At 40.9% G+C, this 22,700-nt stretch carries 18 protein-coding genes and 1 other RNA gene; all 19 read right to left on the bottom strand.

The window, feature by feature from the left end; translation table 11 throughout:
- Window positions 1-2: 2 nt before the first annotated feature.
- The 19 genes from PVV70_RS05965 to PVV70_RS05875 all read right to left on the bottom strand — a co-directional run bounded on the left by PVV70_RS05965 (window position 3) and on the right by PVV70_RS05875 (window position 21,913).
- The gene (locus PVV70_RS05965) at window positions 3-896 is read right to left on the bottom strand and encodes an outer membrane protein assembly factor BamD (RefSeq protein WP_273758357.1); all 894 of its coding nucleotides are present in this window, start codon (window positions 894-896) and stop codon (window positions 3-5) included.
- Between the two features lie 161 nt (window positions 897-1,057).
- The gene (lpxC, locus tag PVV70_RS05960) at window positions 1,058-1,942 is read right to left on the bottom strand and encodes a UDP-3-O-acyl-N-acetylglucosamine deacetylase (RefSeq protein WP_273758356.1); all 885 of its coding nucleotides are present in this window, start codon (window positions 1,940-1,942) and stop codon (window positions 1,058-1,060) included.
- Between the two features lie 213 nt (window positions 1,943-2,155).
- The gene (gene ftsZ, locus PVV70_RS05955) at window positions 2,156-3,928 is read right to left on the bottom strand and encodes a cell division protein FtsZ (RefSeq protein WP_273758354.1); all 1,773 of its coding nucleotides are present in this window, start codon (window positions 3,926-3,928) and stop codon (window positions 2,156-2,158) included.
- 63 nt (window positions 3,929-3,991) lie between these two features.
- On the bottom strand, window positions 3,992-5,293 hold the full coding sequence (gene ftsA / locus PVV70_RS05950; protein WP_273758353.1) for a cell division protein FtsA: 1,302 nt from the start codon (window positions 5,291-5,293) through the stop codon (window positions 3,992-3,994).
- Window positions 5,290-6,201: a cell division protein FtsQ/DivIB gene (locus tag PVV70_RS05945; RefSeq protein ID WP_273758385.1), complete on the bottom strand. Its 912-nt coding sequence runs from the start codon at window positions 6,199-6,201 to the stop codon at window positions 5,290-5,292. The genes ftsA and PVV70_RS05945 overlap by 4 nt, the downstream gene beginning before the upstream one ends.
- On the bottom strand, window positions 6,189-7,109 hold the full coding sequence (locus tag PVV70_RS05940) for a D-alanine--D-alanine ligase (protein ID WP_273758352.1): 921 nt from the start codon (window positions 7,107-7,109) through the stop codon (window positions 6,189-6,191). Before PVV70_RS05940 ends, PVV70_RS05945 begins: the two co-directional genes overlap by 13 nt.
- Before the next feature lie 238 nt (window positions 7,110-7,347).
- Window positions 7,348-8,325, bottom strand: coding sequence for a UDP-N-acetylmuramate dehydrogenase (gene murB, locus PVV70_RS05935; protein WP_273758351.1), 978 nt, complete (start codon window positions 8,323-8,325; stop codon window positions 7,348-7,350).
- Entirely contained in the window at window positions 8,303-9,730 is a 1,428-nt protein-coding gene (gene murC, locus PVV70_RS05930; RefSeq protein ID WP_273758350.1) for a UDP-N-acetylmuramate--L-alanine ligase, read from the bottom strand. Before murC ends, murB begins: the two co-directional genes overlap by 23 nt.
- Window positions 9,714-10,850, bottom strand: coding sequence for an undecaprenyldiphospho-muramoylpentapeptide beta-N-acetylglucosaminyltransferase (gene murG, locus PVV70_RS05925; RefSeq protein ID WP_273758349.1), 1,137 nt, complete (start codon window positions 10,848-10,850; stop codon window positions 9,714-9,716). Before murG ends, murC begins: the two co-directional genes overlap by 17 nt.
- Complete coding sequence (locus PVV70_RS05920; RefSeq protein ID WP_273758348.1) at window positions 10,847-11,995, bottom strand: FtsW/RodA/SpoVE family cell cycle protein; 1,149 nt, start codon at window positions 11,993-11,995, stop codon at window positions 10,847-10,849. Before PVV70_RS05920 ends, murG begins: the two co-directional genes overlap by 4 nt.
- Before the next feature lie 146 nt (window positions 11,996-12,141).
- Window positions 12,142-13,536, bottom strand: coding sequence for a UDP-N-acetylmuramoyl-L-alanine--D-glutamate ligase (gene murD, locus PVV70_RS05915; RefSeq protein ID WP_273758347.1), 1,395 nt, complete (start codon window positions 13,534-13,536; stop codon window positions 12,142-12,144).
- A 4-nt stretch (window positions 13,537-13,540) separates the two neighbouring features.
- Window positions 13,541-14,611: a phospho-N-acetylmuramoyl-pentapeptide-transferase gene (mraY, locus tag PVV70_RS05910; protein WP_273758346.1), complete on the bottom strand. Its 1,071-nt coding sequence runs from the start codon at window positions 14,609-14,611 to the stop codon at window positions 13,541-13,543.
- 21 nt (window positions 14,612-14,632) lie between these two features.
- A complete protein-coding gene (gene murF / locus PVV70_RS05905; protein WP_273758345.1) occupies window positions 14,633-16,054 on the bottom strand; it encodes a UDP-N-acetylmuramoyl-tripeptide--D-alanyl-D-alanine ligase in 1,422 nt (473 codons plus the stop codon).
- Complete coding sequence (locus PVV70_RS05900; protein WP_273758344.1) at window positions 16,051-17,502, bottom strand: UDP-N-acetylmuramoyl-L-alanyl-D-glutamate--2,6-diaminopimelate ligase; 1,452 nt, start codon at window positions 17,500-17,502, stop codon at window positions 16,051-16,053. The genes murF and PVV70_RS05900 overlap by 4 nt, the downstream gene beginning before the upstream one ends.
- A 23-nt stretch (window positions 17,503-17,525) precedes the next feature.
- Window positions 17,526-19,268: a penicillin-binding protein 2 gene (locus tag PVV70_RS05895; protein WP_273758343.1), complete on the bottom strand. Its 1,743-nt coding sequence runs from the start codon at window positions 19,266-19,268 to the stop codon at window positions 17,526-17,528.
- Window positions 19,265-19,672 (bottom strand): hypothetical protein, encoded by a 408-nt coding sequence (locus PVV70_RS05890; RefSeq protein WP_273758342.1) that lies wholly within the window; start codon window positions 19,670-19,672, stop codon window positions 19,265-19,267. Before PVV70_RS05890 ends, PVV70_RS05895 begins: the two co-directional genes overlap by 4 nt.
- Window positions 19,669-20,667, bottom strand: a complete 999-nt coding sequence (gene rsmH, locus PVV70_RS05885; RefSeq protein ID WP_273758341.1) for a 16S rRNA (cytosine(1402)-N(4))-methyltransferase RsmH — start codon at window positions 20,665-20,667, stop codon at window positions 19,669-19,671. Before rsmH ends, PVV70_RS05890 begins: the two co-directional genes overlap by 4 nt.
- Window positions 20,668-20,929: 262 nt before the next feature.
- Window positions 20,930-21,320, bottom strand: an RNA gene (gene rnpB / locus PVV70_RS05880) — RNase P RNA component class A.
- Between the two features lie 83 nt (window positions 21,321-21,403).
- A complete protein-coding gene (locus PVV70_RS05875) occupies window positions 21,404-21,913 on the bottom strand; it encodes a lytic transglycosylase domain-containing protein (protein ID WP_273758340.1) in 510 nt (169 codons plus the stop codon).
- Window positions 21,914-22,700 lie beyond the last annotated feature (787 nt).

Raw genomic sequence — 22,700 nt, 5'->3', positions numbered from 1 at the left:
AATCAACGTATCCTTTTCTTATCACCACCTAAAGCATTTGAGATCCAAGAAGATTTATGCTCATGTGGTGATATTTTATTCTTCTGCAAGAGATTATAAGAAAATTTATACCACTCACTTTTGGGATAATTCTGCCCTAAAATAGCTGCTGCCGTCTGTGCTTCAGCCGTTAAACCAAGAGCCAAATTAACTTCTGTCAAGCGGAAAAGCGCTTCTTCAATTTGATTTGTATCGGAATACTCTTCAACGACGGTACGAAACCGTCTACTTGCGGCAAGATAACGCCGCCCTTCTTCATAATAACGGCCAACCTGCATCTCTTTACCAGCCAACTGTTCTCGCCCAAAACGTATTTTATCCTTAGCATCCTTGACATATTCAGAATTGGGATAACGCTCTATAAGGAGCTGCATCGCAGCAATAGCGCGTTTCGTATCACGTTGATCACGCGTAACATCAGGAATCCGACGAAAAGAAGAAAGACCAATAATATAGTACGCATAAGCCGAGTCACTAGACCCAGGATAAAGAGTAATATAGCGTTGAGCCATACTAATTGAATCATCATATTTTCCGAGACGATAATTTGTAAAGGCCCCCATGACTAAAGATTTACGACCCCAGTCTGTATAAGCATACTGTTTTTCAATCTTCAAAAACTTTTTCGCAGCATCTCCAAGCCGTCCACTCTCAAGGCTCGCAAGCCCCTGATTATAGAGAACATCTGGTGGATCCATTTTTAAAACATAAGCAGATGGATCAAGGGTATTTTTCTCTTTAAAGAGACATCCCGCTAACATACAGGTGCTTCCCAAAAGCACCACCCCTAATATCTTGCGTACAATGTTAGATTTTCTATATGCCATATTTCTAATGCACACATGAGATTTTTTCATAGTTTTTCCGGCCTCCAGAGAATATCACCTTGCAGCAAAAATAATTTATTAAAAGTTTTTATACCATATCAATTTAAAATGCACATAACCAATTTAGCAGTTTAGGTCAATTACCCCCTTAAAAATCAAATAAACAATAAAAAAATCTTGTCAATTTTCTTTTACTCTTTCTCTAAAGAGTTTTTTTCGTAATATGATTCGTCTGCCAAAAGAGCTTTCACCAATTGTGCATTAATTCTATGGCCACTACAATAAGAACGAAATAATCCAATAAAAGGGCCCCCGAGCAAAGCAGTATCACCAATCGCATCAAGCATCTTATGCCGAACACATTCATTTTCCCAATAAGGACCATCGGAATTTAAAATTTCGTCATTAAAACCGATAACAAGAGAATTTTCTAAAGAAGCGCCTCTCGCCTTTCCAGAAAGCCGTAATTTTTCCACGTCTTTGATAAAACCAAAAGTGCGTGCACGTGACAAATCATCTCGAAACCCTCGTGTAGTAAGATCAAAACTGAAATGTTGCTTACCAATTGCAGGAGAAGGAAAAGAGATCGTTATATCAAAACGGCGTCCATCAAATGGCAAAAGCTCTGCAAAACCATGCGCTCCTTCAACCCGCAACGGCTTTTTTATCATAAAATAAGAACGGTATGCATTTTGCTGGACAATGCCAACATCTTCAAAAGCTTGGCAATATTGCCATGCAGAACCATCTAAAATCGGGACCTCATTATGCGACACTTCAATAATAAGATTGTCCAAATTATAAGCAGCAATGGCTGCCATCAAATGTTCAATTGTCTCAACCCTTACTTCTCCATCTCCAAGCACCGTTGATAACTCAGTTTTTCCCGTTTGCGATGCATGGGCTTGAAATATTTTTTCTGTTCCGTCTAATCCACAACGCTTAAAAAGAATACCACACCCAACATCTGCTGGACAAACTTTTACCACTGACAAACAGCCACTGTGAACGCCAATCCCCTTAAATGTTACTGCTTTTTTAAGAGTAGACTGATATTTTGGCACCAAATTCATCATATTATTTTATTAAATTTCTTTTACATCTTTCAACAAAATTTATAAAACCATAAAAAAAATATTCATAGTAAATAATAAAAAAACCGCTCATAATAAGCGGTTTTTTTAAAAATAAAGTATTTTATCTAAAATAACAATATATTTTACTTCATAATTTCTAACTCATCGTCAAAGAGATCATAAAATCTCTGACTTTACCTCATTTTTTAGCAATTAATTTGCCTGACGACGTAAAAACGCTGGTATTTCTAACTGATCTTCTTCACTGATAAAAGTACGCTGATCTTGTGGAACTTGAGGATGCAACGCACCAGAACGACGTGGAACATAAACAGAAGCATCTTGAGAAAGCGCCTGAGAGTTTTTATTGTAAAGAGAGGACTCTTGCTGCTGTGAGGATCTCACAGCAGGTTCCAATCTTGCTTCTGGCTCTTCATCCTCGCGATGTGTCAAGCTCTGTTTCAAACGCTGCCAAAGATTACGAGGACCTTGATCAGTCACAGATGTTCTTTGTCTCTGTCCATGAGCAACAGGAGGAAAATCCTTTAACTCAGGCATCCGCATTGGAGCGCGTGCTTGCATCTGTTGCGTTTGTTTTGGTTGCACTATCTTTTCTTTTTGCTTCACAACCCCTGTCATCTCATCAAGAACATGCGCTGTAGCCTCCATGCTCACGGGAGCCGTCATAGTTTGTTGAGAAATACGACCTCCTTGCATACGTGGAGCATTTGATATCTGATCTTGCCCAGCATTTGAACCATAAGCAACAGTTTTTGTCACATTTCGTGTCATCATTGCTTCTGCAGGCTGTGCAAAAATTTGACTTTTGGGGCGGAACTGTTCTCCTGTTGGCTTATTCTTTTCTATTTCAAGTGATTCGATGACTTCTACCATTGATTCAGAACGCAAAGGCGGTGACTGAACATGAAAAGAACTGTGTGGTGTTCCAGGATCGTTCTTGCGTATTGAAGAGATTGGCCGTTGGAGCTGAGGCTGAGAGGACTGAACCACATCACTACCCTCACGATCAATACCAGTGGCAACCACAGAAACACGAATAACACCTTCCAATGATTCATCATCAATAGCCCCAAAGATTACATTCGCATCAGCATCCACTTCTTCACGAATACGATTAGCAGCTTCATCAACCTCAAAGAGAGTCATATCACGCCCGCCCGTAATAGAAATCAATAAACCACGTGCTCCACGCATAGAGGTATCATCCAACAATGGATTTGCAATAGCAGCTTCAGCAGCAGCCAAAGCACGCCCCTCACCAGATGCCTCACCCGTTCCCATCATGGCTCGGCCCATTTCGTGCATAACAGAACGAACATCAGCAAAATCAAGGTTAATCAAACCCTCTTTAATCATCAAATCCGTAATGGAAGCAACACCAGAATAAAGTACTTGATCCGCCATAGCAAAAGCATCAGCAAATGTTGTTTTATCATTTGCAATACGGAAAAGATTTTGATTGGGAATAACAATCAATGTATCGACAGACTTTTGTAATTCTTCAATACCAGCCTCAGCCGTTTTCATACGCCGTGCCCCTTCAAACTGAAACGGCTTTGTTACAACACCAACGGTCAAAATACCTTTTTCACGCGCTGCGCGCGCAACAACGGGAGCAGCCCCTGTTCCAGTACCTCCCCCCATACCAGCAGTAATAAAAACCATATGAGAGTCTGCAAGATGATCGATAATTTCATCAATACATTCCTCTGCTGCCGCTTGTCCAACTTCTGGTAAAGCCCCAGCACCCAAACCTTCTGTCACAGCTGCACCAAGCTGGATAACACGTTCAGCCTTTGACATAGCCAAAGCTTGTGCATCCGTATTTGCAACAACAAAGTCAACTCCCTGAAGACCAGCATTAATCATATTATTCACGGCATTCCCGCCACCACCTCCAACACCAAAAACGGTAATGCGTGGCTTCAATTCCGCGATATCTGGCCGATGCAGATTAATCGTCATTTTCTTTTCCTTCTCATAAGACACCGCAAGCCAAAGCGATGAAATTTATCCAACTAGACTTAACTAAAAACTCTCACGCAACCACTGACCAACACGCTGAAAATACCCACGTGTGCTCATCGATAAATGATTTCCTGCCGCCTGCATTGTTTTTTCTTCAAAACCCACCAATTGCGGATAAATTAACAACCCAACAGCAGATGTAAACGCCGCCCCTTTTGCAAGAGAAGGAAGCCTCGAAATCCCTAAAGGCCGCCCGATACGAACATTTCTTCCTAATATAGTACGTGCCATTTCTGGCAATCCTGTTAACTGGCTTGCTCCCCCAGTTAAAATAACACGCTTACCAATGATGTGACCAAAACCAGAACGATTTAAACAATCACGCACCATTTCTAAAATTTCTTCAACACGCGCACGAACGATGCGCCCAAGAACCGCGCGAGGATATTGAATTTCACGCTGTTCACTCCCAATTTCTGCTACATTAATCATTTGCCGCTCATCAGCACTTGTTAAAAGTGCCGAACCATAAACAACTTTTAAACGCTCCGCCTCTGTTAGAGACATAGAAAAGCCACGTGCAACATCAAGAGTAACATGATGCCCCCCAACAGCAAGAGCATCGGCATGAACAAATTTTCCCTCAAAAAATACTGAACACGTTGTTGTCCCACCACCAAAATCAATACATGCAGCTCCTAAATGTGCCTCATCATTCATCAAGACAGCAAGACCACTTGCAAAGGGAGTAGCAACCATTGCTTCAACGCTCAAATGAGCACGATTAATACACGTTTCTAAATTACGCAAAGAGGCTGTTTCTGCTGTTACCACATGCACATCGACACCAAATGTTTCCCCTGCCATGCCAACAGGATCAGAAATTCCTTTATCTCCATCCAAGATATAAGAAACTGGAACTGAATGCATAACATGACGTTCAGCATCAAAAGCTTTACGCGAAACATCTGAAAAGGCCATACGCATATCACGCTTGGTAACTTCACGACCATTCAAATGAACTTTTCCTTGAATCAAAGCACTTTGTAATCGACTTGAGGAAAAATTCACAATTACTGAATCCACCACCAAACCAGCCATTTTTTCTGCCGCATCAACAGCCAAGCGTATTGATTGTTCTGCTGCAAACATATCCATGACAACACCAGATTTAATACCGCGTGAACGCTGTACTCCAAAGCCTAGAATTTCCATAGAATGCGTACGACCATGCAAATAGTGCGCATATTTCAAAGGACGCAAACAAGCAATAAGACAAACAATCTTACTTGAGCCAACATCAAGAACCGTTAAAAAACGTGTCTTACGCCCCCCCCGATGATGTGATCTGAGCAACATCATGGGTTTCCTACCTTTCGCGCCTTTAAAATACGTTCTTCTTCTGCGACACGAGCTTGATAACGCTCCAACGTTTCATCTGATAAAGAAACAGTAATTCGATCAGCAAGACGTAAATCAACACTGAGAATATCGCGCGATAAAAGATCTTGCATTGTACCAGATGAAATAAGAGAAGAAAGCCTTTCAAGGACATTATTTTCAGGCAACATAAGGCGTATTCCATTATCCAAAACAAGATCCCAACGCCGATCCCCTACCCGCACAAAAGCACGAACACGATCATACACTTGCCGATAAACTGACAGCGCTTGAATAAATCCTTTAGCTGCATTTTGCGCACCCTGCCCAACCACAAGAGGCAAATCCCAAACAATTTCTCCTTTAAAGGGCACAATAACACGCCCCGTATGATCAACAATATCAACCACACCATCATGTTGCCAAATAGCATAAGGCTCACGCTCCACGATGGAAATGCGCATTCTATTGGGATAAATTTTCTGAACATTTGCCGATTGAACCCAAGCCTGTTTTTCCAAAAGAGAACGTGCTCTTTCAACATCAAAAGTGAATATAGAAGGCGCAACATCAAGTTCTAAAATTTTCAAAATATCCTGCTTTGCCAAGCGTTTATTACCACTAACATCGACATCAACAACCACAAAACCACTATCCGATATAATCGTGTTTACGATCATAGCCATCTGACCACTTGATGAAAGTCCATAAAAAGCTGTCACAAAGAAAAACCATACAACAGCAAAAGAACCGAAATGGCGTGGAATATGAATATTGACAAAAACAAACTCAAACATAAACCGAAGAAAACGACGATAAAGACGTGGCAAAGCCGGCACTGAAAGCACCTCCATCGGAACATTTATTTTATTAACATTCAACGCATACATGATGCGTCCTCCACCATCCATTGAACAATATCGCCGTAAGTACGACCGCTCGCTTTTGCAATATCAGGAAGAAGAGACGTCGATGTCATACCTGGTTGCGTATTAATTTCAAGCCAAACCAATTCTCCTGTTTTCTCATCAAAACGAAAATCAGAACGGCTAACACCTCGACACCCTATCGCCTGATGGGCTGCTAAAGACATTCTTTGCACACTTTGGTAAATATTTAGTGAAAGTTGTGCAGGACAAATGTGAAGAGAACCACCCGTCTTATATTTTGAGTCATAATCGTAGAATGGAAAATGTTGGCTGGGGAGAATTTCACACACTTCCAGCACTTCATTCCCTAAAACAGCACAAGTCAATTCACGACCAGGAATATATTTCTCAACCATCACCTCATCGGCATATCCCCACTCAGCTCCCCCAATATTATGCGGTGGTTCAGCTTCATTTTCTTGGACAATGAGAACACCAAAACTTGATCCTTCACACACAGGTTTAATGACATAAGGAGGCTCCATGGGATGCACTTGCCCAATAGCAAAGCGGTTCATAATACGAGAAGGAGCAACGCAAACCCCAACACTTGCAACAATAATTTTTGCACGTCCCTTATCCATAGCCAAAGCGGACGCCATTACACCAGAATGAGTATAAGGAATTTTTAAATATTCAAGAATTCCCTGAATCCGGCCATCTTCACCAAATGGACCATGCAATGCATTGAAAGCAATATCGGGCTGCAACTGTTCAAGAACAGAAGCAATATGAGCGTCAACATCCACGCGACTTACGCGATACCCCTGCGCCTCAAGAACATCAGCACAAGCCGTTCCTGAAGATAAACTTACAGACCGTTCAGAAGAAACACCTCCCATTAACACAGCTATATGTTTATCTTTCATAATAAATCACCCTCTTTCGCATACTATATGTAGCCTATATAGAAGACATCAGTACCACATACAGGAAAAACACAGTTTATCCTTGCGAATCAATAACCTAGCATTTTGCATAATGAATCAGACTCAAAAGCCTGATGCAAGAGATTCTTTGTTAATTTATTGATTCTTAATAGAAATTTTTTATTATCTCTTTGAAATGACTCAATTTTTTATTGATACTTTTTTAGTGAACAATAAATCAATGAAATGGATCAAAAGAAGAAACACTTCGACCAGGTTCAAATTGACCAATACGCTCTATTTCCCATTGTAAAAGGTGAGCTGAATGTGCAAAAACACGCGCACGCACTGTTTCTCCCAATGCTTCAAGATCATAGCCTGTTGCTTGCCCTGTATTAATCATAAAATTACAGTGCATTTCACTCATTTGAGCGCCACCAATCCGTAAACCTCGACACCCTGCTTCATCAATCACACGCCACGCGGATGTATTCTCAGGGTTTTTGAAAGTTGATCCCCCTGTCTTCTCGCGAATAGGTTGCACAGTTTCTCTGTGGAGAGCAACTTCATCCATAGCAGCACGAATAGCATCTTTATGACTGGGTTCCCCTTCCAATAAAGCAGCCGTAAAAATAAAATCTTTAGGAATATCACAATGACGATAGGAATAATGCATATCTTTCAAACTCAAGATATGACGTTGTCCTTTACGATCCAACGCATAGACCTCAACAACACGCGCTGCAGTTTCAACACCATTCGCCCCCGCATTCATTTTGAGAGCTCCTCCAAGGCCACCAGGAATACCATGATAAAAATGAAAACCAGCAATTTCTGCCTTTAAAGCGGCAGCAGCTAAATGTTTATCTGCTGTACCAGCGCCAACCAAGAATCCTTTTGGAGAAACTTGCTGCACTTGCCCAAAATTTTTAGGCGAAAGACGAATCACAACCCCAGGAACACCCCCATCACGCACCAGAAGATTAGAACCGATACCTACAATTGTTACAGGAACAGTTTCAGGTAAATTTTGAAGAAAGAAAGCCAAATCTTCTTCATCAACAGGCTGATAAAAAAGCTCTGCCAATCCGCCTGTGCGAAACCATGTCACCTTACGCATCTCAACATTCGGAGTAAGCTTGCCTCTGACATTACCCAACAGCGGTTGCAGTTGCGCCAATAGCGCCTCACCATCAATGTTCTGAAAATTTATCATGACCACCAAGTTCCAACAACTTATGAGGCAACGCACAAGCCCATTGTGTGATATTGCCAGCACCAAGAAAAACAACATAATCCTCTGCCTGAGCAAATTGGGAGACAAGAGACACAACATCTTCCAAACCATGTATCAAGCGCACATCACGATGACCCGCCATTTTAATATGCTCTACCAATTCTTGCGAACCAAACCCTACAATAGGCTCTTCACCAGCCGCGTAAACGGGGGCAATCAACACTGTATCGGCATCATTAAAACAAGCAGAAAACTCATCAAATAAATGATACAAACGTGAATAACGATGGGGTTGTGCAATAGCAATGACACGCCCTTTTGCACTCTCACGTGCCGCGCGCAAAACAGCCTTTATTTCAACAGGGTGATGACCATAATCATCAAATATTTCAATGCCACACCAACTTCCTGTTCGCGTAAAACGTCGTTTTACACCTCCAAATTCCGCTAAACCCTTCTTTATCAATTCATTTGAAATGCCAAGTTCATGCGCAATGGCTATTGCCGCTGTTGCATTGGCAACATTATGCTCTCCTGCCATGGGCAAAAGCAAATTTTTCAACTCAATCTTTCTTCCTGTCTTACGTGAACGAACAAGAACATCAAAATACGTTTTTTGGCCATCCATCGAAAGATTAAGAAAACGAACATCCGCTTGTGGATTTGCACCATAAGTAATTACCCAACGATCATCAATACGACCCGCCAATGACTGAACCTCTGGATGATCAAGGCACAAAACAGCGAAACCATAAAAAGGAACATTTTCTACGAATTGCCGAAAAGCATCCCGCACAGAATCAAAACTTCCATAATGATCCAAATGTTCAGCATCAATATTGGTAACAACAGCAATATCAGCAGGCAGCTTTAAAAACGTTCCATCGCTTTCATCGGCTTCAACAATCATCCAATCGCCCTCTCCCGTACGAGAATTCGTACCATAGGCATTAATAATACCCCCATTAATCACCACCGGATCAAAACGACCAGCATCGAGAAGCGCTGCGACCATTGATGTGGTCGTTGTTTTACCATGTGTACCACCCACGGCAATTGCACGCCGAAACCGCATCAGCTCCGCCAGCATTTCTGCACGTCTGACAAGCGGTAAATGTCTTTCTTTTGCAGCAATATACTCAGGATTTGTTTTTTTAACGGCAGTAGAAAAAACAACAACCTCCGCATTTCCTAAATTTTCAGCACAATGACCAATATGAACATTAATTCCTTTTCTCTGCAAACGTTCAACATTGGCACTCTCAACTTGATCGGACCCTTGAACTTTATAGCCAAGATTATAAAAAACCTCCGCAATTCCACTCATACCAATCCCCCCGATTCCAATAAAATGGATAACGCCTATATCAAGTGGCATTTTCATCAAAAAGCTCCTCTTTTATATTTGACAACAATTGCCCTGCAATTAAGGCTTCAGCCATATCAGCAAGGCAACGGGTTGCATGAGGTTTCCCAACTTTTTTTGCAGCAAGCGCTTGTTTTTCCAATAAATTGGGTGCACAACAAGCTTGCGCTAGCAGGGCAGAAAGCTTTTGTGCATTTAAATCTTTTTCTAATATAATTTGCGCACCACCCACACGTGCAAGAAGGGCAGCATTGGCGGCCTGATCATGATCCAAAGCATGAGGATAAGGAACAAGCAAAGCGGGTCTACCAATCACCGCTATCTCACAAACCGATGAAGCTCCAGCACGCGATAAAATAAAATGGGCATGTGCCATACGTTCAGCCATATCATCAAAGAAAGAAGCAACCTCAGCTTGTACGCCCATATCGCAATAGGTTTTAATCAATTCTTCAGCGTTACCACGAATTTGCTGTACAATACGTAAGCGTTTACGATTTTGATCATCGAGCAAAGCAATCGCTTCTGGAACAATATGTGAAAAAAAAGAAGCCCCTTGACTACCCCCAAAAATCAAAAAATAAAATGGCTCATCACCTGTAGAAGGCTGATAGGAAATTTCGGCCGCCTTTAGCACAGACTCACGGACAGGATTCCCCGTCAAAAGCGTTTTATGAGCATAAGGACCATGTGGCGACAATAAACCACCAGCGATTGCACGCACAAAAATTGCCAACACCCGATTGGCACGTCCCATAACAGCATTTTGCTCATGAATAAATGTTACGCGCCGCATTAAGGCCGCAATAAAAAGAGGAGGAAAACTCGGATATCCCCCAAAACCACCAACCAGAACAGGACGTAACTTATAAAACAGCCTCAACGATTGCCCCATACCTCTGAGCAAAGACCAAAACGTTTTTATCAAAGCAAAAGGATGACGTCGTGTAAATGTTGCCGATGAAACGATATGTGTATGTTCTTTATCAAAGCTCCGTACAAAAGATCGCGCTCTTTCATCTGTTATTAAATGAATATCATATCCACGCCGCCTTAATTCAACAGCAAGTGCTTCAGCAGGAAAAAGATGTCCACCTGTCCCCCCCGCCACCAAAACAATAACTTTTTTATCATTCATGAAGAGCCATCCAAGACAGAAGAAGAAAAAGCTGAAAGACGGGCCTCTGGCCAACGACGTGTTAAACTGAGTAAAATTCCCATTGAAAACGCAATTGCCACCATTGATGAACCACCATAAGAAATAAACGGCAATGTCATGCCTTTGGGAGGGATTAAGTGAAGATTAACAGCCATATTAATAGCTGATTGAAAGCCTATCATCATGGCTACGCCCGTAATACCTAGACGTATAAAGGAATCTCGTGTATTCATAGCTATATACAATGAACGCATAACGATAAAGCCAAAAAGCATCATAATTAACAAACAAAGAATAATACCATATTCTTCAGCAGCAACAGAAAATACAAAATCTGTATGGCTATCAGGAATGATCCGTTTTACTGTTCCCTCTCCAGGCCCCTGTCCAAACCAACCACCATTTAAAATAGCCTCACGTCCTACATCCACTTGAAAGGTATCTCCTTCCCCTGTCAAAAAACCATTGATACGATCGCGCACATGAGGCAGAAAAAGATAAGCGAGAATAATTCCTACAACGCCAAAAATGAGAAAGAAAAAAATAACCGTAAGAGGCACACCAGCAATAAAAAACAACCCACCCCATGTTGCACTTATTAAAATTGTTTGTCCAATATCAGGCTGTAAAACCAGAAGAACACAACAAATGGCATAAAGTAGAGTTGCTAATATGTAACCTAGAATTCCCCTCTTGCGTATCTGTTCTGAAAAAAGCCAAGCGGACATCACCACAAAAGCTGGCTTCATAAACTCTGAGGCTTGTACAGAAAAACCAAAGAGCAAAATCCACCGCCGTGCTCCCTTTAATTCAGGACCCCAAAGTAGTGTTGCAACCATAAGAGCAAGCGTTACAATGAGCAAAAGAGCACATAAACGACGAATATTAGGAAGCGAAAAAAAAGAAATGGTAACCATCATAAAAAATGCTGAAATGCTAAAAATGATATGCCAGCGAACAAAATAAAAATTATCAGCAATTCCGATTTTTTTTGCAATAGTGGGGCTAGCAGCAAAAGACAGCATAATGCCAATCCCCATTAAAATTAAACAAGCTGCAAAGATAGAGCGATCAATCGTCCACCACCAATTCGCAATTGGGTCTCTATCTGCACGCGTAATCATTTATAGCCACCTTATCCGTTTTATAAATTATCTCAAAGTGATAAGGTTCCCCAACCTGTCCAACAAACACTTTAAAAACTAAATTACACAAAAAAAGATTCTGGAGTCTTAACGCAAAAATATTTTTTTATAAGTAATGCTTTTTGTTATTGTAATTGCATCACCAAAGAGATAAATGCCTCGCCTCGCACCTCATAATTTTTAAATTGGTCATAACTTGCACAAGCAGGTGACAAAAGAACCACCACCTCCTTTGCCTTGCAATGCATTGCGTCAATGGTGGCTTCACGCACTGCATTTTCTAAAGTTAAGCTCATAGAAAAGGGAAGAGCAGAACCAATCATGCGCGCAAATTCTTCCGCTGCACTCCCAATCAAATAGGCTTTACGAATTTTAGGAAAAAATTCTCTAAGAGACTCAATTCCTCCCTTTTTTGCCTGCCCCCCAACAATCCAAAAAATATCATTAAAGGCGCAAAGTGCCGGCGCTGTTGCATCCGCATTCGTCGCCTTGCTATCATTGATAAATAAAACCGTCCCTATTTTACGCACCTGCTGCATACGATGATCCAACCCTTTATAACTTGCTAAATGTTTTTCTATAGAAGGATCCGTTATTTTTAAAGCCTGCAACGTTGCCAAGGCCATAAGAGCATTTTGCGCATTATGACAACCGCGCAAAGCAGTCATAGACACGAGATCTGCAAGCATATGGCGCTGCCCTTGACGAACAGAAAAGAGCTTGGTCCCCTCTGCATAAAACCCATTTTCAACAAAATGATCCTTGGAAATTGCCTCAATTTGATGCCCCTCGTGAAGCAATTGTTGATACAACATCTCACAAGCTGCATCATCAACGGAAATAAAAGCCTGAGAAGCTTGAGCAACTAGATGCCTTTTGGTTTGCACATAACAAGCAAAACTCCCATGACGATCAATATGATCAGGTGTCAAATTCAATAAAAGTCCAATAGTTGGCTGTAAAGAAGGCGTAAGATCAATTTGAAACGATGAACATTCAATGACATAGATACGTTTTTTAACAAAGGGCTTAAGCGTCAATATTGCCTGTCCAATATTGCCCCCCATTTGCACATCACAGCCTATTTTTTCTAACAAATGCGCAAGCAAAGCTGTTGTTGTCGACTTTCCATTCGTCCCCGTAATCGCAATGAAAGGAATATCCTCATCACAAAAACCAGAATGCTGTAAAAAATGATGGCGCGCACGAACAAATAATTCAATATCACCGATAATTTCTATATTTGCTTGACGTGCTTTTTCAACAACCCAATGGGGTTGAGGATAATTTAAAGGAACGCCAGGTGCGAGAATTAATGCTACAAATTCTGACCAATCTTCACCGTGAAGATCTCTTGTTGGAATATTTTGCCGAAAAGCTGCTTGCACGCTCGCAGGATGATCATCCCATGCCACCACTTCTGCCCCGCCACGCATCAATGCCTGTGCCGTTGCTAATCCAGACTTCCCTAATCCAAAGAGAGCAACTTTTTTCCCCTTATAACACGTAACAGAAATCAAAATCTCACCGCAATTTAAGTGTTGAAAGACCAATGAGAGCAAGAACAATCGAAATAATCCAGAAGCGTATCACCACTTGGCTTTCAGTCCAGCCTTTTTTCTCAAAATGATGATGGATTGGTGCCATAAGAAACACACGTTTTCTTGTCAATTTGAAATAACCAACCTGAATAACGACTGAAAACGCTTCCACAACAAACAGCCCACCAATAAGAGCCAAAACAATTTCGTGCTTTGTAGCAACCGCAACAGTCCCCAATAGACCTCCAAGAGCCAACGAGCCAGTATCCCCCATAAAAATAGCAGCAGGCGGTGCATTAAACCACAAAAAGCCAAGCCCTGCCCCCACAACAGCACCCAATAAAACAGCCAGTTCACCTGTTCCCGATACATAGTGTATTTGGAGGTAATCAGCAAAATTCATATTCCCACAAAGATAAGCAATCAGAGCAAAAGATAAGGCAGCAACCATTACAGGAACAATCGCAAGCCCATCAAGTCCATCCGTCAAATTAACCGCATTCCCCGTTGCAACAATGACAAACGCAGAAAAAGGAATGAAAAACCAGCCCAAACTGATAAGATAATCTTTCAAAAAAGGCAAAGCGAATCCAGATGAGCCAATTTGCAGAATGACAAAAGCAGCAATTGCTGCAACAACAAACTCCAAGCTTAACCGTGCTTTCCCAGAAAATCCTTTGTCTGTTTGTTTTGTGACCTTAAGATAATCATCATAAAATCCAATGGCTCCAAAAGAAAGCATAACCAAAAGCGATACCCAAAAATAAATATTCGATAAATTACACCACAAAAATGCCGATACAACAATGCCGGTTAAAATCATCAATCCACCCATTGTAGGTGTTCCAGCCTTTTTAAAATGTGTTTGAGGACCATCAGCACGAATTGGTTGCCCTTTGCCCTGTCGCAACTTAAGAGAAGCAATGATGCTAGGTCCAAACAAAAAAACAATGAGTCCCGAAGTCAGCATCGCTGCTATCGTACGAAAAGTAATGTAGCGGAAAACATTCACACCTGGAAGCCAATCACTCAACGAAGAAAAAAACAGCATCATGGAACAAAAAACCTCTTAAAACTATGAAGAAACCGCTTTATAGCGCTCAAGCAATGCCGTCACAATATTTGATGAACAAAGGCTATTGGATGATTTAATCATCAACAGATCCCCAGGAGAAATTTCTGTCAAAAGAAGTGGTAAAATTTTCTCAATATTTTCAGCATAATAAACCTCAACATCAGCAGATAAATCACTGACTAAAGATTTCATCGCCTCACCAAATAAAAAAACGGGATTAGCACCAGAAAGGCGTATTGGCTTTATTAAATCACGATGAAGCTTTTCACTATACCCCCCTAACTCTAGCATGTCCCCTAAAACAGCAATTCGCCGCCCCCTTTCCCCGACTTCCCCTGTCGCAAGAAGCTCAAGAGCCGCACGCATAGATGCGGGATTAGCATTATAGCTTTCATCAATGAGATAAAATTCGCCTCCATTCGATAAAGACAATCGATAACGAACACCCCGCCCTTTTTGAGAAGAAAAATGGCGCAAAGAAAGCACAATAGGGTCTAAATCAACACCAATGGCATCACAAGCCGCAAGAACAGCTAAACAATTTTGCACAATATGGCGTCCAGGAGCACCAATTTGAACCTCCCTATCCTGTTCTCCAATGCGCACCATCATAGAAGAATGATCGGTTAAAAGACGTATATTCTGTGCCTGATAATCAGCATTTTCAATCTCACCAAAGCTTAAGATCTTTTTCACACCGCATTGCTTTGCTTTTTGAACAAGATAAGAAAAAAAATCACTATCTGCATTTAAAATGGCAATGCCTTCCTCATCCAATCCTTCAAAAATTTCAGCTTTTGCCTCTGCTATTTCTTCAAGATCTTTGAAAAAACCCATATGTCCTGCACAAATATGCGTAATGAGAGCAACATGCGGACAAACCAGCTTAACCAGAGGACGAATTTCATCTTTATGATTCATGCCAATTTCAAAGATACCATAATCACTCTCCATCGGCATCCGCGCTAAAGTAAGCGGAACCCCCCAGCAATTATTTAAAGAAGCGAGATTGGCATGAACGTTTCCAGCCGTTGCAAGGACTTGTTTTAAAGCTTCTTTTGTTGTTGTTTTTCCCACCGATCCTGTTATTGCGATAATTTTAGCTCTTGAACGCTTGCGCGCGGCTTTTCCGAGTTTTTCTAAGGCTTGCAAAACATCAGGAACAACAATCAATGGAGCCGATATCTTTTCCATATCCTTCAAACGGTGTTCTGCAACAATAAGAACGCCTGCACCTCGTGCATAAGCTTGCGCAGCAAAATCATGACCATCAAGATGATGCCCCTTAATACAGAAAAAAATATCGCCTTCTGCAAGAGTACGGCTATCAATGGAAACCCCAGGAAAAGTTTCTGGTACACTTCCCATTACAATACCATCAATGGCCGCAACAAGTGCTTGTTTATCCCATAAAGCTGTCATCTCCTCCGGTCCTCTAGAGCTTCTATCGCTTTCAGACGATCTGAAAAAGGATAAGTTGTCTGCCCTATAATTTGGCCATCTTCATGACCTTTTCCAGCAATAATGAGTGTATCACCAGCTTTCAAAAGCCCCACCGCATAAGAAATAGCTTCACCGCGATCTGCTATCTCTATGGCTGTTGGGACCGCCTGTAAAATATCCTTGCGTATTTTTTCTGGTATTTCTGTGCGCGGATTATCATCCGTTACAATAACAATATCCGCTTTATCTGCTGCAATTTTTCCCATCAAAGCTCTTTTTCCTTGATCTCGATCCCCTCCACAACCAAAAACAACAACCAAACGCCCTTGCGTAAAGGGACGAACAGAAAGCAAAACCTGCTCCAAAGCTTCTGGTTTATGCGCATAATCAATATAGACAGGCGCATTATTTTCTGTCTTTCCAACAAACTCTAACCGACCAGGTGCCCCCTGCAAAGTTTCAAGTGCAGAAAAAACCTTATCAGGAGAAAGTCCTGTTGCAAGGGCTAGCCCTGCCGCCACAAGTGCATTGGCCACCTGAAAATCTCCCGCTAAAGGCAAATCAAATGTATAAATCTTGTTTTCCACACGACACTCAATACACTGTTTTGAGCGTTGATGTTCAACACGATTAATTGTGATAAATTGTCCCTTACGTCCAATAGTCAAGACACGGCGGCGCGCTTGTGTAACAGCATCAATAACTTTTTGTGAATAGACATCATCAGCAAAAATCAAAGCAGGAGCAGATACAGGCAAAAGTGTATCAAACAACCTCATTTTAGCCCGTAAATAATCCTCTACGCATCTGTGATAATCCATGTGATCTCGCCCTAAATTGGTAAAGGCACCAGCCGTTAAACGGACTCCATCAAGGCGTCCTTGATCAAGCCCATGTGAAGAAGCTTCAAGAGCCACATGAGTCACACCTTCATGAGAAATTTCACAAAGAAGACGGTGCAAGACAACCGGATCAGGTGTTGTGAGAGAACCATAATCATTCCGGTGAGGTGAAACAACACCAACCGTTCCTATACTGGCAGCACACAATCCAACATGAGTCCAAATTTGCCGAACAAAAGAGACAACAGATGTTTTACCACTTGTACCGGTCACAGCCACGACCGTTTCAGGCTGAGCGCCATAAAAACGTGCAGCGGCCAACGCGAGACTATGACGAACATTAGAAACTCGTAAAATGGGAACAGATAAATCCTCAAGAACAGCATGACAATCTGTAACGATTGCGCGTGCCCCCCGCTTTATCGCATCATGGATATAATCTCTTCCATCCCCTTGTTTTCCTCGAACAGCAACAAAAACATAGCCCGGCAAAACTTGTCGAGAATCTGCACTGATTCCTGTTATTTCCATTGAAGAAAGCTTCTGATCTTCAAGACATTCTGTAAAAACTGTTCCAAACAACATAACGACGCACCTTTATATTCATTTTACCGCTGTTTAACAAAATTTGAATGGCTTTTTTGACCTAAAAGAGGCTCATATTCTTTTTTAAAATCGGGCTTTACACCAAGAAAAATCGCTGAGCGACGAACAATATTAGCAAGCATTGGTCCAGCATTCATCCCTGCTGTTGCGGAATGCTTTCCCTCCTCTGGCTTAGGTTCATCAATAATTGTTAAAACAACATAAGCAGGATCATCAATCGGAAAAGCAGCCAGAAAACTATTGAAATTTTTTGTCTTAGAATATTTTCCATTTTCAACTTTCTCAGCTGTTCCTGTTTTTCCGCCCACTCGATAGCCTTCTACTTTTGCATTACGTCCAGAGCCAATATCACTATTTAATTTATAAAGGTAACGCATATTTTGACTTGTTTTAGTCTTCAAAACCTGTTTTGCATGATGCAAAGTTTGTTCTTTTGTCCGTTTTAAAAATGTCGGCGTAATCAACCAACCACCATTCATTAAAGCAGCAGCCCCAACGGCTGTTTGCAAGGGTGTTGTTGCCATACCATGCCCAAAAGAAATTGTCATAGAATGGATATCCTTCCAATGATGGGGCACAATAGGATGGGCAACTTCAGGCAATTCTGTTGTAAGGCGATCCAAAAGCCCAAGCTTTTGCAAAAAACTGCGATGTTTATCAATCCCTATCGCTAATGCCTCTTTAGCAGAACCAATGTTGGAAGAATAAATAAAAACCTCCCATAACGTTAAGGGACGATTTTTTCCGTGAAAATCATGAATCGTATAGCCACTACTTGCTTTTATGGGCTTTGAAGCATCAATAACACTGTTTAAATGAAAAATATCGGAATCAAGAGCCATAGCGGTCGTAAAACTTTTAATGATCGATCCCATTTCAAAGGTTCCAGCCGTCATCCGATTAAGACGATCACTTTTTAAAGCTTCAATAGGATTTCCAGGATCAAAATCTGGAAGTGATGCCAAAGCCAAAATTTCCCCCGTGTGTATATTTAAAATAACAGCGCCTGCAGCAATTGCCTTATAACGCTTTATAGCCTGAATAAGTTCATCATGAACAATTGCCTGAAGTCGCACATCAATCGAAAGCTGAACTTGTTTTAATGATTCTTCCACGGCAAGACCAGCAGCACGCAGAGCACTCAATCCCGTATCATCAATATATTTTTCCATACCTGCAATGCCCTGATTATCCACATTGACCATGCCGAGAATATGGGAATTTATAGGTCCATCGGGATAAAAACGACGAATTTCAGTCCGAAAACCAATTCCTGGAATACCAAGAGCCATAATTTGCGTTTTCTGCATGGGTGTTAACCCACGCTGTATCCAAGAAAAACCGGTTTTTCTTTTTAAACGCTTATAAGTTTCCTGCCAATTCAGATCAGGCAAAACTGTTGAAAGCAATTCAATTGTTTCATCCACATCAATAATACGTCGTGGCTCAGCAAAAAGTGAATAGGTTTTAATATCTGTTGCTAAAAGCCGACCATTACGATCAACAATATCAGGTCGTGCCGTCAATTGCAGAATGCTTGGTCCCTTTGCTTCTTCAATCTGTCCACCTTCCAGCCCGTAAGAAATAAGGCAAGCTCCCATGATGCCATATAAAATTAAAAAGCAGAACAACGAAAAAAGTAAACGTGGACGACTAGAGTACGAACGACGAACAGAAACATGATGATGATTCAACGAATCCTTTAAGCACTTTTTTTTCTTTGAGAATAAAAAGGACGATTTCATTGCTGTGCGCCTTTTTGAACAACGCGATTGACTTGAGAAGCCCGATTATTTGCTAAAATATCCTGATGATCTTCCAAGATATTTTGTTTAATTATTTCTTCAATTGGATCGTGTTCTCGTACCGGAATATCTTTAAGCTCCACGATTTGATGCGGCTCTATAACCTCTAACCCAAGTTGTTTTTGATAACGTTTTGCAAGTTTTTGCATGCGTGAAGGCCTTATCATGACAGCCCACTCAGCATGAAGCAAACTCACTGTATTTTTTGCTGCAGCAATTTCATGCTCAAGATGACGAACCTCACTCATACGTTTTTGAACATCATATTTTACTTTATAAGTAAGGCCTGCCATACAAATCATAATCATCACTAAAATCATATCAAATGTACGGAAAACTGTCATTTCTTGCCACTTTCAAAACCGGCAATCTCTGCTAAACCAAATAATTTCATATCTTCCCCAAGAGCTTCTGCATCAGTCCGCACCCCCATACGCAATCTTGCAGAACGTGAACGAGGATTCTGCTGTAATTCCTCTTTATTTGCCGTTATTCCCCCTTTAAACAAAGGGAAAAATGTTGCTGGAGAATGCTTTATTTCAGGTAAATGGCGTGATCTCATACCTTCTCCAGAACGAGAGACAAAAAATCTTTTCACCATACGATCTTCAAGAGAATGAAAACTGACAACCCCCAAACGGCCTCCAGCTTTTAAAACGCGTTCAGCAGCAAATAAACCACGCGCTAATTCACCAATTTCATCATTAACATAGATACGAAGAGCCTGAAATACCCGTGTTGCAGGATGAATACGATCTCCAGGCTTTCGCCCGACCAACACCTCAATGGCATGCGCAAGATCACCTGTACGCAAAAAAGGCTGAATAACACGACGCTTTTCAATCATTCGTGCAATTCGCCCTGCATAACGCTCTTCTCCTAAGATCTTAAAAATACGCGCTAAATCCCTTGCTTTTAAATGATTTATAACATCACTCGCTGTAAAACCGGTCTGTGCCATTCGCATATCCAAGGGACCATCTTTTTGAAAAGAAAAGCCTCTTTCTGCTTCATCAAGCTGCATTGAAGAGACACCAATATCCAAAATAACCGCATCCACCTTCTCTTCAACGACACGATCGAGCTGTGAAAATTCCATATGAACCAAACGAAGTCGTGGAAAAAATTCATCAACGAGGGGCTGACCGGCACCAATAGCATGCGGATCACGATCAAGAGCAATCACTTGTGCCCCTGCCTTTAACAAGGCGCGCGTATAACCACCAGCTCCAAAGGTGCCATCAATCACTTTTGCTCCAACCAATGGCATAAGCCCAGCCAAAACTGGCTGCAACAACACTGGAATATGGCGTTCAGCTCTTTGATCCTGTTTTGTCAAAATAATCCGTCTTGAAGTTATGCTATTTCAAATCAACAGCTCTTTCATGGCAACCGATCAGAAAAACTCAACCTTTAACTTTCATATGAATCCCTATGAACGAAAAAAGTTAAAGCTATCCCAAAACACATCCTAACGTATTATACTTAAAGAAATGTTATAATTTTTTTTAAATGCTCTTTATTCAAGTATCCATTTCAAACACAGACTTCATAAAAGCCTATATGTCATTGATCTTATCAAATATCGCAGATCATCATGAAATATCAGTCGGCCTATAAGCCGGGTTCTGTATAGTAAAGCTTGTACTTTACATGGCAACCATTCATCTAGGACGGATGTTACCACCCGCCTCGTGCAACCTACCCGAATGACTCGCCCGGAAATCGGCTGCAAATTAAATCTTGCACGTCATTTCTATTTGGTCTTGCTCCCGGTGGGGTTTACCTTGCCACATTCATTACTGAATGCGCGGTGGGCTCTTACTCCACCCTTTCACCCTTACCTATAAAAATAGGCGGTTTACTTTCTGTGGCACTTTCCCTAGGGTCACCCCCGCCGGGTGTTACCCGGCACCGTCTTTCCATGGAGCCCGGACTTTCCTCACCTGCCGCTTTTCAGTATTGGACAAGCGCGGCTGCCCAGCCGACTGACGCACTAACTTATAAAACATTTTTTGCTCCGTGAAAATAGCATCTTAAAATATTTTATAGCCAATCCCTTTCAAAAGACGTTTTTATTTTAATGAAGCCAAATACATTTTCACTTTTGCGCAATATTTCGCCGAAATGGAATTCATTTTTTTTGCTGCATGACCTGCGTTATATTTAAGGATTGTACCACACGTACTTCCTCCGCTGAGTTTATAGGCCCGTGCTAAATAACGCATACCATATTCAAGATTGGTTGCAGGATCGTACAAATCTTTTACAGAACCACTAAAGCCCAAGCCTCGTGCCGTAGAGGGTTTTATTTGCATCAAACCTATTTCGCCCGCCGCCCCTTTTATGCCCGCCTTATAATTACTTTCAACTTTTACAACAGCATGTGCTAAATTAACGGGAACATTATGCTTAGTTGCAAGTTTCTGAATAAGAAACTCATAAGGACGAGCAGGTGTCTTAGAAGCAACAATCACTGAGCCTTCTTTTGATTCTGCAAAATTTAAAGCACTATGAGTCCAGCTTATATCAAATACAAAAAATACAGCACACGCTGTATTTAACAAGATTTTCAAAAATTGCATTTTCTTTCTCTTCACAACATTCTCAAATTCTATCCGCAAATAATTTGCGAGCGTATTGTACAAAAAAAGAAAGCAAAAGAACGGCTTTAAAAAGGAAATACTAAGACAATTTCAAGATAAAATTCTGCAACAAAAGAAAATCTCTTTATGCACAAATTATAGATTTCCTATATTATAAAATAAAAAAAATAAAGAGACTATATTTAATCTTATAGAATATTCAATAAAATGATATACTCTATCCATTTCTGTTATTGCTATTGTATCGCTCAATTTTTATAGAACAAAAATAGCAATTTAAATAGGCATAATATTTTTTTACAGACAATGAGCAAATTCTTTATTGAGATCAATTCCACAAAGAAATAGAGACAGAATCATCTTTACTGAAGATCCTCGATATCGCACAAGTTTCACAAAAAATAAAAACCGTTATCCATGCTTCTCACGCGCCAATGAATGACCGCAACACTCTTTATCGTCAATAAACCATTAACCAAAACCAATCTCTCACCCCAGCATCGTGCATAAAAAGCTCATAAATATACCAAAACCTTCATACTCTTTATCAATTCAAAATATGGCAACAGCTTTTGGTCTTTGAGATAACTCAAAGAAGCTTTTTACTTCTTTCTAAAAAGGGTTTTTATCCACAAAAGCCCCCCGCTTTGTGTTGTATAAAAAAACTGATTTTGATTTCTTAACAGATTGAAAACAAGAGAATTCCAAAATATTCGAGATTTTCACTTCACATGTAAAAGGATAAATAACAATTATAAAACGATAT

Source organism: Bartonella sp. AU55XJBT (assembly GCF_028618525.1).
Note: the sequence above shows the minus strand (reverse complement) of the source record. Positions and strands in the feature narration are given on the sequence as shown.